Source organism: Kitasatospora sp. NPDC001261 (assembly GCF_042896795.1).
Taxonomy (GTDB): Bacteria; Actinomycetota; Actinomycetes; order Streptomycetales; family Streptomycetaceae; genus Kitasatospora.
On the sequence record NZ_JBIAXP010000007.1, the window covers coordinates 180980 to 196056 of the forward strand.

Genomic DNA, 15077 nt, shown 5'->3' on the forward strand with positions numbered 1-15077 from the left:
GCGGGAGGGCCCCGGCTCCGCGGAGGCGCGGCGCGGAGTCGGTACGGCTCAGCCCAGGTACCGGGCCAGCGCCTCGCCGGTCAGCGTGGACCGGGCGGCGACCAGCTCGGCCGGGGTGCCCTCGAAGACCACCCGACCGCCGTCGTGGCCGGCGCCCGGCCCGAGGTCGATGATCCAGTCGGCGTGCGCCATCACCGCCGGGTGGTGCTCGATCACGATGACCGACTTGCCGGACTCGACCAGCCGGTCCAGCAGCCCCAGCAACTGCTCGACGTCGGCCAGGTGCAGGCCGGTGGTCGGCTCGTCCAGCACGTAGACGCCGCCCTTGTCCGCCATGTGGGTGGCCAGCTTGAGCCGCTGCCGCTCGCCGCCGGAGAGCGTGGTCAGCGGCTGGCCGAGGCTCAGGTAGCCGAGCCCGACGTCGGCCAGCCGCTCCAGGATCCGGTGCGCGGCCGGGAGCTTCGCCTCGCCCGAGCCGAAGAACTCCTCCGCCTCGGTCACCGACATCGCCAGCACCTCGGCGATGTCCCGCCCGCCCAGGTGGTACTCCAGCACCGCCGGCTGGTAGCGCTTGCCCTCGCAGTCCTCGCAGGTGGTGGCCACCCCGGCCATCATCGCCAGGTCGGTGTAGACCACCCCGGCGCCGTTGCAGGTCGGGCAGGCGCCCTCGGAGTTGGCGCTGAACAGCGCCGGCTTCACGCCGTTGGCCTTGGCGAAGGCCTTGCGGACGGGTTCGAGCAGCCCGGTGTAGGTGGCCGGGTTGCTGCGCCGGGAGCCCTTGATCGCCCCCTGGTCGACCGAGACCACGCCCTCGTCGACCGGGATCGAGCCGTGGATCAGCGAGCTCTTGCCGGAGCCCGCCACCCCGGTCACCACCGTGAGCACCCCGAGCGGGACGTCCACGTCCACGTCCCGCAGGTTGTGGGTGCTCGCGCCGCGGATCTCCAGCGCGCCGGTGGGCTTCCGTACGGCCTCGCGCAGCGCCGTCCGGTCGGACAGGTGGCGGCCGGTCACCGTGCCGCCGGCGCGCAGCCCCGCCACGTCGCCCTCGTAGCAGACCGTGCCGCCGGCCGCACCGGCCCCCGGACCGAGGTCGATCACGTGGTCGGCGATCGCGATGGTCTGCGGCTTGTGCTCCACCACCAGCACCGTGTTGCCCTTGTCCCGCAGGCGAAGCAGCAGCCGGTTCATCCGGTCGATGTCGTGCGGGTGCAGGCCGGTGGTGGGCTCGTCGAAGACGTACGTGGTGTCGGTGAGCGAGGAGCCGAGGTGGCGGATCATCTTGACCCGCTGCGCCTCGCCGCCGGACAGCGTGCCGGAGGGGCGGTCCAGCGAGAGGTAGCCGAGGCCGATCTCCACGAAGGAGTCGAGGGCCTGCCGGAGCGTGCCGAGCAGCGGCGCCACCGAGGGCTCGTCGAGGTCGCGGACCCAGTCGGCGAGGTCGCTGATCTGCATCGCGCAGGCGTCGGCGATGCTGATCCCGGCGATCTTCGAGGACCGGGCCGCCGCGCTGAGCCGGGTGCCCTCGCAGTCGGGGCAGGCGGTGAAGGTCACGGCCCGCTCCACGAAGGCCCGGATGTGCGGCTGCAGCGCTTCCTTGTCCTTGGAGAGCATCGACTTCTGGATCTTGGGGATCAGGCCCTCGTAGGTGAGGTTGACGCCGTTGACCTTGACCTTGGTCGGCTCCCGGTACAGGAAGTCCTGCATCTCCTTCTTGGTGAACTTCCGGATCGGCTTGTCCGGGTCGAGGAAGCCCGAGTTGGCGTAGACGCCGACCGTCCACCAGCTGTCGGTCTTCCAGCCGGGGATGGTGAACGCGCCCTCGGAGATCGACTTGCTGTCGTCGTACAGCTGGGTGAGGTCGATGTCCGAGACGCTGCCGCGGCCCTCGCAGCGCGGGCACATGCCGCCGGTGATGCTGAAGCTGCGCCGCTCCTTGACCGTCTTGCCGCCGCGCTCGACGGTGACGGCGCCGGCGCCGCTGATCGACGGGACGTTGAAGGAGAAGGCCTTGGGGGAGCCGATGTGCGGGGTGCCGAGGCGGCTGAACAGGATGCGCAGCATCGCGTTGGCGTCGGTGGCGGTGCCGACGGTGGAGCGCGGGTCGGCGCCCATCCGCTGCTGGTCGACGATGATCGCGGTGGTCAGGCCCTCGAGGACGTCCACCTCGGGCCGGGCCAGGGTGGGCATGAAGCCCTGGACGAAGGCGCTGTAGGTCTCGTTGATCAGCCGCTGGGACTCGGCGGCGACGGTGTCGAAGACCAGCGAGCTCTTGCCCGAGCCGGACACCCCGGTGAACACCGTCAGCCGGCGCTTGGGGATGTCGATGCTGACGTCCTTGAGGTTGTTCTCGCGCGCGCCGTGCACGCGGATCAGGTCGTGGCTGTCGGCGACGTGCGGCTGCGCGTCCGTCCGCTTGGGCATCGTTCTCTTCGCTCCCTGGCTCTCGGCGGTCTCTCGGGGTCTCTCGGGGTCTCTCCCGGGGGAGGGGCCGGCGGGCCCGCCCCGCGGCCGCCGTCGGTGTGCTCGAACCCTTCGATCCAACCATCGATCCGGCCGGGATCGAACGGCTTTCGGGTGCGGCCGACGGCGGGGAGGGACGGGCCCCGGCGCCCTCGGGCCGGGCCGGGCTTGTCCCGGCCCAGCCCGGCTCAGCTGAGCTCGTTGAAGCGGACCATGGTGCCCGCCGGGTCGCGGAACGCGCAGTCGCGGACGCCGTACGGCTGGGTGGTCGGCTCCTGGACCAGCTCGGCGCCGCCGGACTTCAGCCGGTCGAAGACGCCGTCCAGGTCGCGGGTGCCCAGGACGACCCGGGCGTAGGTGCCCTTGGCCATCATCTCGGTGATGGTCCGCTGCTCCTCCTCGGTGCGGCCCGGGTCGGCGGAGGCCGGCTCCAGCACCAGGGAGACGTCCGGCTGGCCGGCCGGGCCGACGGTGATCCAGCGCATCGGGCCGCCGCCGACGTCGCTGCGCACCTCGAAGCCGAGCAGGTCGCGGTAGAAGGCGAGGGAGGCCTCGGGGTCGGTGTGCGGGAGGAAGGTCCAGTGAATGGTGAGGTCGCTCATGACTGCAACGCTAGGCGCGCACCCCGGGCGCGCGCTTCTCGAATCCTGATCGCTTCCCGTCCCTCCCCGCGGCGCTCCTCGGGGCGCTCCCCGGGGCGCTCCTCGGGGAGGAACGACCGCGCCGGCCGCCTCGGGGGAGACGGCCGGCGCGGGGCGGAGGGGGCTTCCTAGCAGTCGGGGATGGTCGTGCCGTTGTTGTCCTTGGCGGTGTCGTTGCCCCAGCGGGAGAGGTAGAACGCGGACACCCACTGGCCGGCGGGGCCCCCGTCGGCGTCGGTCCTCAGCCACCAGTGGTTGACGCTGCCGCCGTTGGAGACCTCACGGCCCCAGGCCTTGCAGTAGACGTAGTTCGTCCCCTGGTTCAGCGTCCCGGTGGCGTTGGTGGAGGTCGGCGAGGAGTAGACGCTCGCGCTGGCGAAGGTGTCCACCCAGTACTTGCCGGTGGCGGGCGGGGTGCCGCCGCCGGGGCAGGTGGGGATGGTCGTGCCGTTGTTGTCCTTGGCGGTGTCGTTGCCCCAGCGGGAGAGGTAGAACGCGGACACCCACTGGCCGCCGGGGCCGGAGTCCGGGTCGGTCTTCAGCCACCAGTGGTTGAAGGCGCTGCCGTTGGAGACCTCGCGGCCCCAGGCCTTGCAGTAGACGTAGTTGGTGCCCTGGTACAGCGTCCCGGTGCTGGTGGTGGAGGTCGGGGAGCCGTACACCGGCGCGTTGGCGAGGGTGTCCACCCAGTACTGGCCGCTGTTCGACGGGGGCGTGGTCGGCGGCGGGGTGGTGGAGCCGGGGCCGTACAGCCGGATGGCGCCGTAGTAGTCGCCGTGCGAGGAGAGCGCCGCGACCTGGACGTAGCCGCCGGAGTAGGGGGCCTCGACTATCCAGCCCTGCCCGAGGTACATCGCGACGTGGTGGATGGTGGAGGCGGTGTTGCCGAAGTACACCAGGTCGCCGGGGAGCAGCGGTGCGGTGCCGTCCGCCCGGTAGTAGCGGGCGACGGCGCGGGAGGTCGGCCACTGGGTCCGGGTGGTGCCGTTGATGACGTCGTCGCCGACCGCCAGGTCGTAGGCGTAGCGGACCATGCCGGAGCAGTCCAGGCCGCGGACGTTGCAGTCGTTGGGGGCGCCGTTGGCGGGGTCGCAGAGGCCGTACGTCGGGCCGGGCTGCGAGCCGTGGCCGCCGCCCCACGAGTACGGGGTGCCGATCAGCCCGCAGGCGGAGCGGACGGCGGCGGTCGCCTGCGGCGCCGCACCGGTGGAGAGCACCCCGCAGGCGGGCGCCGCCTCGGCCGCCCCGGCACCGGCGAAGAACACTCCGACCGACACCAGCAGCGACAGCAGGGCCGCCCACCGCAGCGGGGCGACCAGCCACCGCGACAGAACGTTTACGCGCGTAGTCATGGTCGCGAATACTTCCGGAGCCGCTGACTCCGGGTCAATGGTCCTGTCCCCCATACCTCCTGTGGTCCGCACACTTGCCGGTGTGCAGGTCACGGGCACGACTACCGGCAACAAGGGGGCAGCCCGGCGCGGACGTGCCGCAGCGGCCGCCGGGCCGGGCTGCTTGCCCCCGGGTGGCACCGGGGCGGGACGTCACACGCCGGCGGCCAGGGCGGGCGTCGGGACGACCCAGAGCTCGGCGGGGCCGTTGATGATGGCGGACTCCAGCCGGGCCGGCGCCGGACGGGACGGGTCCAGGGCGCTGTCGGGGTAGGCGCCGAACAGGCCCTCCAGGGCCACCTCGGTCTCCAGCCGGGCGAGGGGCGCGCCGAGGCAGAAGTGCGGGCCGTAGCCGAAGGCCAGGTGCTCCTTGTCGGGGCGCGTCGGGTCGAAGTCGTCCGGCCGCTCCGGGTGGACCTCCGGGTCCCGGCCGGCCGCGCCGAAGCCGAGCAGGATCGGCTCGCCCCGCCGGATGACCACGCCCTCGCCCAGGTCGACGTCCTCCAGCGGGTAGCGGAGCGGGAGGTGCATCGCCGGGCTCTCGTAGCGCAGGGTCTCCTCGACGACGGCTTCCCAGCCGAGGGTGCCCGCGCGGACCTCGGCCAGGTGGCGGGGGTGGGCGAGGAGGGCCTGGACGGCGCTGGTGATGAGGTTGACCGCGGTCTCGTACCCGGCGCCGAGCATCAGGAAGAGGATGTCGCGGGACTCCTCCTCGCTGCGGCCGGTCCCGTCGCCGGTGTCGACGGCCGCCACGTCGCTGGCGAGGTCCGGGCCGGGGTCGCGCCGCTTGAGCGCCAGCAGCTCGGTCAGCACCACGTTGATCTCCGCGCGGGAGCGCGTCATCTGCTCGTTCGTGGCCGTCGTCGTCAGCAGGGTGTCCATCGCCGTGCCGATGGGCGGCCGCATGTCGGCGGGGACGCCGAAGAGGTCGCAGATCACCGTCATGGTCAGCGGGCGCGAGAGGGCGTGGCGCAGGTCCACGGCCTCGCCGGGGCCGAGCGTGCGGAACGCGCCGACCAGGGCGGCGGTGGTCTTCTCGATCCCGGGCCGCAGCGCGGACACCCGGCGGGGCGCGAACGAGGGCGCCATCCGGCGCCGGGCCGAGCGGTGTTCGCCGCCGTAGAGGTTGAAGAAGTTCTGCTGGAACGCGATCGGGCCCATCGGCCAGCCCTCGGGCACCGAGGCCAGGCCGGGCCAGTGCCTGCGCGGGTCGCGGGAGATCCGCGGATCGCCGGTGAGGGCGCGGATCACCGAGCTGCGGGTGACGGACCAGGCGATGATGCCGCCGGGGAGTTCGACCCGCACGGCGGGTCCGGCGGAGCGGAGCTCGGCGTTCTGCCGGTGCGGGTCCCGGGCGGTCATGTCCAGCACCGGGCAGCGGCTGACGTCTGGATCTGGAGCCATGGTGTTGCTCCTCAGGATCTCTCGGGGTGCCCCGGGCGGGCCGTGCCGGGGCACGGTCCACCGTCTCCGGGGCCTGTGCTCCGTTGTAGAGGGGTACGGCGCGGCCGTCAACGGGGCCGCGGCCCGTCCGTGGGATTCGGCGCCGGCCGCCTCGCCGGATCTTCTCCCCTTTTCCCGGGTGCGGCACACTGTCACCGGTGTCCGGGGCGGGCCCGCCCATAAGGCATACGGGCATCGGGAACGCAAATCGGCGATATGCGGAACAGTGGAATGCGTAATGCGCCGTACGGTCGGCCGTCCTGGAATCGGTGGTGAGGCCATGGCTTCACCAGGTAAGTCAAGACTTACCTTCAGGGGGCTTTGACCGTAGGGTGTGGCTCGAATCGAAGGAGTCCCCCGTGTCGAATACGAATGATCCCGTTGTGCGCGCGGTTGCGTCGGAGCGCAATTATGTGTCCTCCCTGTATGAATTTCTCACCGAGCGGCTTTCCGAGGCGCGAATGCACCGGGCGGGTCTGCTGAAGGCTCCGGCGGAAAGCGCCGGCGAGGCATACGAGCGGGAAATCGCCGCCGATCGGCTGGCCAGGGAAATCGGCCGGCTGGCGGGCGCCGAAAAGGGCCTGGTATTCGGGCGGATCGACTGGGCGGACGGCACGGCCCTGCGCATCGGGCGGATCGGACTGCACCGGGAGGAGGACGACCTGCCCCTACTCGTGGACTGGCGTGCGAACGCGGCGCGGCCGTTCTACGAGGCGACGCCGGTCCACCCGATGGGCCTGCGGCGGCGCCGGCACCTGCGCCTGGAGGAGCGCACGGTCGTCTCGGTGAGCGACGAGCTGCTGGACGGGAGCGCCCCGACCGAGGAGGACGTCGTGGGGGACGGCCCGCTGACCGAGGCGCTGTCGGCACGGCGCACGGGCCGGATGGAGGCGGCCGTCGCCACGCTGCAGGCCGAGCAGGACGAGGTGGTCCGCTCCGCCCACCGCGGGGTGACCGTGGTGCAGGGCGGGCCGGGCACCGGAAAGACGGTGGTCGCCCTGCACCGGGCGGCCTACGTCCTGTACGCGTTCCCGCGCGCCGCGGAGGAGGGCGTCCTGGTGGTGGGCCCGAACGCCCGGTTCCTCGACTACATCTCCCAGGTCCTCCCCTCGCTCGGCGAGAACGACGTCGTCCTGGCGACCTGCCGGGAGCTGGCCGGAGTGTCGCCGGCCGCGGCGGACCGGTTCGACACGGCGCGGCTCAAGGGCGGCGCCGAGCTCGCCGACGCCCTGGCCGGCCTGCTGCGCGCCTACCAGGCCCCCGCCGGCGACTTCACCGTGCGGGTCGGACGGGAGCCGGTCCACCTGTCCGACGAGGAGGTCGCCACGGCACGCGACGCCGCCGCGGCGGCCGTACCGGGGCACAACCCCGCGCGCCAGGTGTTCAAGGAACTCCTGGTCGACGCCGTCACCGACGCGATGCAACGGGACATGGGCGACGTCCTGGAGCAGATCGACGCCGACACCGTCGCGATGACGGGCCTGGACCTCGACCGGTTCACGGGGGTCGGCCGGCACCGAGGCGAGGGCGCGGCCGACACGGGTCCGGCGCACGAGCTGGACCTGGACGCCCTCCGGGCCGATCTCCTCGCCGACGCCGGCTTCGACCGGGCGGTCGAGGCGCTGTGGCCGCGGCTGGCGCCCGGCGACCTGGTGCGGGCGCTGCTGACGGACGCCGACGCCCTCGCCGAGCAGCTGCCCCGGCTGACCGCGCCGGAGCGGTCCCTGCTGCTGCGCGGTCCGGACGCCCCGTGGACCGACGCCGACGTGCCGCTGCTGGACGAGGCGGCGAGCCTGGTCGACGGCCCTCCGGAGCGGACGTACGGGCACGTCGTCGTCGACGAGGCGCAGGAACTGACCGCCATGCAGTGGCGGATGATCGTCCGCCGCTGCCCGGCGCGGGCGATGACGCTGGTCGGCGACTTCGCCCAGGCGGGCCCGGTCGCGACGGCACGCGACTGGAAGGAGGCGCTGGCCCCCCACGTCGGACCGCGGTTCAGGCTGCACGACCTGACCGTCAGCTACCGCACCACGCAGGAGATCCTGGAGAGCGTGCGGGGCCTGCTCGCGCGGATCGCCCCGGAGCAGAAGCCCACCCGGTCGCTGCGCGGCGGTGAGAGCCCCCGCACCGTGACCACGCCCCCGGACGGGTTGGCCACCGCCGTCCTCCGGGAACTCCAGGCCCAGGGCGCCGCGCACCCGGGCGAGCTGCTGGGAGTGGTCTGCGCGGACACCAGGGTGGGCGAGCTGACGGCCCGGGGCGTCGCCCACCACGCGCGCGTCGTACCGGCCTCCGAGGCGCGCGGCCTGGAGTTCGACGGGGTCCTCGTCGTGGACCCGGAGGAGATCACCGCGGCCCGCCCCGGCGGGGAGCGGGACCTGTACGTGGCCCTGACCAGGGCCACCAAGCGCCTCTGCACGATCACCGTGCAGCCCGCCTGACGCGCCCCGGCGCCCGCGCTCGCGCCCGCGCCGCCGCCGCGGGCGCGCCCGGCGCGGGACGGACACCGGGGCGCGGCGTGGGCGGGGTACACCGGATCGCAGAAAACAAGCAAGCGTGATTGCTTTTTTCTGCGGGCGGTGCCACGCTGCTGGCGGTGGCGCCCATCGAAGGGTGCGCCCAACTCACCGGCAGGGGAGGCGCATTGGTGCGCGACGGCGCGGTACTGCGGATCGGCAACGCCTCGGGGTTCTACGGGGACCGCTTCGCCGCGGTGCGGGAGATGCTCACCGGCGGGCCGCTGGACGTGCTCACCGGGGACTACCTGGCCGAGCTGACCATGCTGATCCTCGCCCGGGACCGGCTGAAGGACCCGTCGCTGGGCTACGCCCGGACCTTCCTGCGCCAGATGGAGGAGTGCCTCGGCCTGGCCCGCGAGCGCGACGTGAGGATCGTGGTCAACGCGGGCGGCCTCAACCCGGCCCGGCTCGCCGAGGAGCTGCGCGCGCTGGCCCGGCGGCTCGGCGTCGAGGCGGCCGTCGCCCACGTCGAGGGCGACGAACTGCTCCCGCGCCGGGCCGAACTCGGCCTGCCGGACGGCCTGTTGGCCGCCAACGCCTACCTCGGCGGGTTCGGGATCGCCGCCTGCCTGAGCGGCGGCGCCGACGTGGTGGTGACCGGCCGGGTGACGGACGCGGCGCTGGTCGTCGGCCCCGGGATCGCCCGCTTCGGCTGGACCCCGGAGGACCTGGACGCCCTGGCCGGCGCCGTGGTGGCCGGGCACGTCCTGGAGTGCGGCGCCCAGGCGACCGGCGGCAACTACGCCTTCTTCCAGGAGCACGACGTGACCCGCCCCGGCTTCCCGCTGGCCGAACTGCGCGCCGACGGCTCCAGCGTGATCACCAAGCACCCGGGCACCGGCGGCGCCGTCACCACCGGCACCGTCACCGCCCAACTCCTGTACGAGACCGGCGGACCGCGCTACCTCGGCCCGGACGTCACGGCCCGGCTGGACACCGTGCGGCTCACCGAGGAGGGGCCGGACCGGGTCCGGATCGACGGCGTGCGCGGCGAGGCCCCGCCGCCCACCCTGAAGGCGGGCCTCAACCGGCTCGGCGGCCACCTCAACGAGGTGGTGTACGTCCTCACCGGCCTGGACATCGAGGCCAAGGCCGCCCTGGTGCGGCGGCAGTTCGCCGACGCGCTGCCGCCCGCCGCCCGTCCCGCCGAACTGCGCTGGACCCTCGTCCGCACCGACCACCCGGACGCCGCCACCGAGGAGACCGCCTCCGCGCTGCTGCGGCTGACCGCCCGGGACCAGGACCCGGCCAAGGTCGGGCGCCGACTCGGCAAGGCCGCCGTCGAATCGGGGCTGTCCGGGTACCCGGGCTTCCACCTCACCGCCCCGCCCGGACCGGGCACGCCGTACGGGGTGTTCAGCGCCGTGTCCGTCGACCCGAAGGCCGTCGAGCACACCGCCGTCCTGCCGGACGGCCGCCGGATCGCCGTACCGCCGGCGCCCGTGACCGGCCACGCCGCCCAACCCGACCGGCTCGAAGCCGAGTTGCCCGCACCGCTCCCCGAGGGCCCGACCCGGCGGGCCCCGCTCGGCCTGGTGGCCGGCGCCCGCAGCGGCGACAAGGGCGGGGATGCCAACCTCGGCGTCTGGGCCCGCTCGGAGGACGGCTGGCGCTGGCTGGCGCACGTCCTCACCGTGGAGAAGCTGCGCGAACTCCTGCCCGAGACCGAGGAGTTGCCCGTCACCCGGCACCTGCTGCCGAACCTGTGGGCGGTCAACTTCACCCTCACCGGCCTGCTCGGCGAGGGCGTCGCCGCCCGGCACCGCTTCGACCCGCAGGCCAAGGCCCTCGGGGAGTGGCTGCGCGCCCGCCACCTCGACATCCCGGAGGTCCTGCTGTGACCGTCCTGCCCACCCGCGTCGACCCGGCCGGGCCCGAGTACGCCGGGCACCGCGCCGCGATGGTCGCCAAGCTCGCCGAGCTCGACGCCGAGCACGCCAAGGCGCTGGCGGGCGGCGGCCCCCGGTACGTGGAGCGCCACCGCGGGCGCGGCAAGCTGCTGGCCCGTGAGCGGATCGAGCTGCTGGTCGACCCGGACTCCCCGTTCCTGGAGCTGTCGCCGCTGGCCGCCTGGGGGAGCGACTACCCGGTGGGCGCGGCCCTGGTCACCGGCATCGGGGTGGTCGAGGGCGTCGAGTGCGTGATCACCGCCAACGACCCGACGGTGCGCGGCGGCGCCAGCAACCCCTGGACCCTGCGCAAGGCCCTGCGGGCCAACGAGATCGCGCTGGAGAACCGCCTCCCGCTGGTCAACCTGGTCGAGTCCGGCGGCGCCGACCTGCCCAGCCAGAAGGAGATCTTCATCCCCGGCGGCGCCCTGTTCCGCGACCTCACCCGGCTCTCCGCCGCCGGAGTCCCCACCGTGGCCGTGGTGTTCGGCAACTCGACGGCCGGCGGCGCCTACGTGCCCGGCATGTCCGACCACACCGTGCTGGTCAAGGAGCGCGCCAAGGTCTTCCTCGGCGGCCCGCCGCTGGTGCGGATGGCCACCGGCGAGGAGGCCGACGACGAGTCGCTCGGCGGCGCCGAGATGCACGCCCGGGTCTCCGGGCTGGCCGACCACGTCGCGGCGGACGAGGCGGACGCGCTGCGGATCGCCCGCCGGATCGTCGCCAGGCTCGACCACCGCAAGCCCGGCCCCGGCCCGGACCGGAGCGCCGAGCCGCCCAGGTACGACGAGGAGGAGCTGCTGGGCATCGTCCCGGGCGACCTCAAGGTGCCCTTCGACCCGCGCGAGGTGATCGCCCGGATCGTCGACGGCTCCGACTTCGACGAGTTCAAGCCGCTCTACGGCACCAGCCTGGCCACCGGCTGGGCGCGCCTGCACGGCTACCCGGTCGGCGTCCTGGCCAACGCCCAGGGCGTGCTGTTCAGCCAGGAGTCCCAGAAGGCCGCCCAGTTCATCCAGCTGGCGAACCGGCGGAACACCCCGCTGCTGTTCCTGCACAACACCACCGGCTACATGGTCGGCAAGGACTACGAGCAGGGCGGCATCATCAAGCACGGCGCGATGATGATCAACGCCGTCGCCAACTCCACCGTCCCGCACCTGTCCGTGCTGATGGGCGCCTCCTACGGGGCCGGCCACTACGGCATGTGCGGCCGGGCGTACGAACCGCGCTTCCTCTTCTCCTGGCCGAGCGCCAAGTCCGCCGTGATGGGCCCGCAGCAGCTCGCCGGGGTGCTGTCGATCGTCGCCCGGCAGTCGGCCGCGGCGAAGGGCCGGCCGTACGACGAGGACGCGGACGCGGCGATCCGGGCGATGGTCGAGCAGCAGATCGAGGCCGAGTCCCTGCCGGTGTTCCTGTCCGGCCGGCTCTACGACGACGGCGTCATCGACCCGCGCGACACCCGTACGGTGCTCGGCCTCTGCCTGTCCGCGATCCACAACGCCCCGGTCGAGGGCGCCCGTGGCTACGGCGTCTTCCGGATGTGAGGGACCCCAGACGATGATCACCAACCTGCTGGTCGCCAACCGGGGCGAGATCGCCCGCCGGGTCTTCCGGACCTGCCGGGAACTCGGCATCGCGACCACCGCCGTCCACTCCGACCCGGACGCCGGCGCCCCGCACGTGCGCGAGGCCGACGCCGCCGTCCGGCTGCCCGGCGCCGCGCCCGCCGACACCTACCTCCGCGCCGACCTGCTCGTCCGCGCCGCGCTCGCCGCCGGGGCCGACGCCGTCCACCCCGGGTACGGATTCCTCTCCGAGAGCGCCGACTTCGCGCGGGCCGTGCTGGACGCGGGCCTGGTCTGGGTCGGCCCGCCGCCCGCCGCGATCGCCGCGATGGGCTCCAAGACCGCCGCCAAACGGCTGATGGCCGAGGCCGGGGTGCCGGTGCTGGGCGCGCTCACCGAGCCCGTCGAGGCCGACCTGCCGCTGCTGGTCAAGGCCGCGGCGGGCGGCGGCGGGCGCGGCATGCGGGTCGTCCGGAGCCTGGCCAACCTCCCCGGCGAACTGGCCGCCGCCCGCGCGGAGGCGGCCAAGGCCTTCGGCTCGGACGAGGTGTTCTGCGAGCGCTACCTGCCCGCCGGGCGGCACGTCGAGGTCCAGCTGCTGGCCGACGCCCACGGCACCGTCTGGGCGGTCGGCGACCGGGACTGCTCGCTGCAGCGGCGGCACCAGAAGGTGATCGAGGAGGCCCCGGCCCCCGGCCTGCCGCCGGAGGTCCGCGCCGAGCTGCACGCGGCGGCCCGCGCCGCGGCCCGGGCGATCGGCTACACGGGCGCCGGCACCGCCGAGTTCCTGCTCGCCGGGGACGGCCGGTTCTTCTTCCTGGAGATGAACACCCGCCTCCAGGTCGAACACCCGGTCACCGAGGCCGTCACCGGCCTGGACCTGGTGGCCCTGCAACTCGCCGTCGCCGAGGGCGCGGAGCTGCCGCCCGACCCCCCGGCCCCCGCCGGCCACGCGATCGAGGCCCGGCTCTACGCCGAGGACCCGGCCAAGGACTGGCAGCCGGCCACCGGCACCCTGCACCGGTTCGAACTGACGCTCCCGTACCAGGAGTTCACGTGTGCCGGAGCGGGCTCCGGCACCGGCCTCCGGCTGGACTCCGGCGTGGAGTCCGGCAGCGAGATCACCCCGCACTACGACGCGATGCTCGCCAAGGTGATCGCCTGGGGGCCCACCCGCGCGGCCGCCGCCCGCCGGCTCGCCGACGCGCTCGCCCGCGCCCGCGTCCACGGCCCGGCCACCAACCGGGAGCTGCTGGTCCGGGCGCTGCGCCACCCGGCCTTCCTGGCCGCGGACCTGCACACCGGCTTCCTGGCCGAGCACGCGGCCGACCTCACCGCCCCGGACACCAAGGGCGTCGACCGCGCCGCGCTGGCCGCCGCCCTCGCCGACGCCGCCGGCCGCCGCGGCGCGCTGCCCTCCGGCTGGCGCAACCTGCCCTCCCAGCCGCAGCTCAAGCGCTACCGGGCCGAGGACGGCACCGAGGCGGCCGTCCGCTACCGGCTCACCCGCACCGGCCTGCTGGCCGAGGACCACCCGGACGTCGAGCTCGTCGAGGCCGCGCCGGACCGGGTCGTGCTGTCCGAGGGCGGGCTGCGCCGCACCTACCGCGTCGCCCGGTACGGCGATCGGGTGCACGTCGACACCCCGGCCGGCGGCACCGCGCTCACCGCCCTGCCGCGCTTCCCCGAACCCGTCGTCCGCACCGACCCCGGCGCGCTGCTCGCCCCGATGCCCGGCACCGTCGTCCGGGTCGCCGCCGCCGTCGGGGACGCCGTCACCGCCGGCCGGCCGCTGCTGGTGCTGGAGGCGATGAAGATGGAGCACCGCGTCGTCGCCCCGGTCGACGGCACCCTCGTCGAACTGCGCGCCACCCCCGGCCGGCAGGTCGAAACCGGCACCCTGCTGGCCGTCGTCCGGCCCACCGAAGCCTGAGGAAGGACCCCGCATGTCCATCGGCAGTCAGCTCCTGGAGACCCCCGAACGCCAGACCCTGCGCCGGGCCGTCGGCGACCTCGGCCGCCGCTACGGCTCCGCCTACTACCTCGCCAAGGCCCGGGCCGGCGAGCCCGCCGACGAACTGTGGGCGGAGGCCGGCAAGGCCGGCTACCTCGGCGTCAACCTGCCCGCCGAGTACGGCGGCGGGGGCGGCGGCATCACCGACCTCGCCATCGTCCTGGAGGAGCTCGGCGCCGCCGGCTGCCCGCTGCTGATGCTGATCGTCTCCCCGGCGATCTGCGGCACCGTGATCGCCCGCTACGGCACCGCGGAGCAGCAGCGGCGCTGGCTGCCCGGCCTGGCCGACGGCAGCCGCAGGATGGCCTTCGGCATCACCGAACCGGACGCCGGCTCGAACTCGCACCGGATATCCACCGTCGCCCGCCGGGACGGCGAGGACTGGCTGCTGACCGGCCGCAAGGTCTTCGTCTCCGGCATCGACCACTCCGACGCGGTGCTGTTCGTGGCCCGCACCGAGGACGCACGGACGGGGAAGCTGAAGCCCTGCCTGTTCGTCGTCCCGCGCGACACCCCCGGCTTCGAGTACCGGGCGATCCCGATGGAACTCGTCGCCCCGGAGAAGCAGTTCCAGGTCTTCCTGGACGACGTCCGGCTGCCCGCCGACGCCCTGGTCGGCGACGAGAACGCGGGTCTGCTCCAGCTGTTCGCCGGTCTCAACCCCGAGCGGGTCCTCACCGCCGCCTTCTCGCTCGGCCTCGCCCGCCAGGCCCTCGGCAAGGCCGTCGAGTACGCGAAGACCCGCACCGTCTGGTCCACCCCGATCGGCGCCCACCAGGGCCTGGCCCACCCGCTGGCCCAGTGCGCGGTGGAGATCGAACTGGCCCGGCTGATGACCCAGAAGGCCGGGCTGCTCTACGACGCGGGCGAGGACCTCGCCGCCGGGGAGGCCGCCAACATGGCCAAGTACGCGGCGGGGGAGGCCGCCGCCCGGACGGTGGACCAGGCGGTGCAGACCCTCGGCGGCAACGGCCTGACCCAGGAGTACGGGCTGGGCGCGCTGCTGACCGCCACCCGGGTCGGCCGGGTCGCCCCGGTCAGCCGCGAGATGGTGCTCAACTACGTCGCCCAGCACACCCTCGGGCTGCCGAAGTCGTACTGAGCGGCCGCCGCCGGTGGTCCTGAGCAGCCGCCGCCGTACCCGCCACC

General features: G+C 74.1%; 9 protein-coding genes. 5 read left to right on the forward strand and 4 right to left on the reverse strand.

What is annotated here, in order from left to right; translation table 11 throughout:
• Positions 1 to 48: 48 nt before the first annotated feature.
• The 4 genes from ACFY4B_RS12015 to ACFY4B_RS12030 form a co-directional block, all read right to left on the reverse strand.
• Complete coding sequence (locus tag ACFY4B_RS12015; protein WP_387967498.1) at positions 49 to 2424, reverse strand: ATP-binding cassette domain-containing protein; 2376 nt, start codon at positions 2422 to 2424, stop codon at positions 49 to 51.
• Positions 2425 to 2651: 227 nt separating this feature from the next.
• Entirely contained in the window at positions 2652 to 3065 is a 414-nt protein-coding gene (locus ACFY4B_RS12020; RefSeq protein ID WP_049650434.1) for a VOC family protein, read from the reverse strand.
• Between the two features lie 167 nt (positions 3066 to 3232).
• Entirely contained in the window at positions 3233 to 4456 is a 1224-nt protein-coding gene (locus tag ACFY4B_RS12025) for a C40 family peptidase (protein ID WP_117486669.1), read from the reverse strand.
• 192 nt (positions 4457 to 4648) lie between these two features.
• The gene (locus tag ACFY4B_RS12030) at positions 4649 to 5899 is read right to left on the reverse strand and encodes a cytochrome P450 (protein ID WP_387967501.1); all 1251 of its coding nucleotides are present in this window, start codon (positions 5897 to 5899) and stop codon (positions 4649 to 4651) included.
• Positions 5900 to 6399: 500 nt separating this feature from the next.
• Between ACFY4B_RS12030 and ACFY4B_RS12035 the strand changes: the two genes are divergently transcribed.
• From ACFY4B_RS12035 to ACFY4B_RS12055, 5 genes are all read left to right on the forward strand, one after another.
• Positions 6400 to 8379, forward strand: coding sequence for a HelD family protein (locus ACFY4B_RS12035; RefSeq protein ID WP_387967504.1), 1980 nt, complete (start codon positions 6400 to 6402; stop codon positions 8377 to 8379).
• A gap of 206 nt (positions 8380 to 8585) precedes the next feature.
• Entirely contained in the window at positions 8586 to 10298 is a 1713-nt protein-coding gene (locus ACFY4B_RS12040; RefSeq protein ID WP_387967506.1) for an acyclic terpene utilization AtuA family protein, read from the forward strand.
• The gene (locus ACFY4B_RS12045) at positions 10295 to 11893 is read left to right on the forward strand and encodes an acyl-CoA carboxylase subunit beta (protein WP_380778345.1); all 1599 of its coding nucleotides are present in this window, start codon (positions 10295 to 10297) and stop codon (positions 11891 to 11893) included. The genes ACFY4B_RS12040 and ACFY4B_RS12045 overlap by 4 nt, the downstream gene beginning before the upstream one ends.
• 13 nt (positions 11894 to 11906) lie before the next feature.
• Positions 11907 to 13847, forward strand: coding sequence for an acetyl/propionyl/methylcrotonyl-CoA carboxylase subunit alpha (locus ACFY4B_RS12050; RefSeq protein ID WP_387967509.1), 1941 nt, complete (start codon positions 11907 to 11909; stop codon positions 13845 to 13847).
• 13 nt (positions 13848 to 13860) lie between these two features.
• The gene (locus ACFY4B_RS12055) at positions 13861 to 15030 is read left to right on the forward strand and encodes an acyl-CoA dehydrogenase family protein (RefSeq protein ID WP_049659699.1); all 1170 of its coding nucleotides are present in this window, start codon (positions 13861 to 13863) and stop codon (positions 15028 to 15030) included.
• Positions 15031 to 15077: the final 47 nt, after the last annotated feature.

Coding starts and splice junctions, on each gene's coding strand:
- ACFY4B_RS12015 (WP_387967498.1), bottom strand. CDS start 2,424: ATGCCCAAGCGGACGGACGCGCAGCCGCACGTCGCCGACAGCCACGAC.
- ACFY4B_RS12025 (WP_117486669.1), bottom strand. CDS start 4,456: ATGACTACGCGCGTAAACGTTCTGTCGCGGTGGCTGGTCGCCCCGCTG.
- ACFY4B_RS12030 (WP_387967501.1), bottom strand. CDS start 5,899: ATGGCTCCAGATCCAGACGTCAGCCGCTGCCCGGTGCTGGACATGACC.
- ACFY4B_RS12055 (WP_049659699.1), top strand. CDS start 13,861: ATGTCCATCGGCAGTCAGCTCCTGGAGACCCCCGAACGCCAGACCCTG.
- ACFY4B_RS12020 (WP_049650434.1), bottom strand. CDS start 3,065: ATGAGCGACCTCACCATTCACTGGACCTTCCTCCCGCACACCGACCCC.
- ACFY4B_RS12035 (WP_387967504.1), top strand. CDS start 6,400: ATGCACCGGGCGGGTCTGCTGAAGGCTCCGGCGGAAAGCGCCGGCGAG.
- ACFY4B_RS12050 (WP_387967509.1), top strand. CDS start 11,907: ATGATCACCAACCTGCTGGTCGCCAACCGGGGCGAGATCGCCCGCCGG.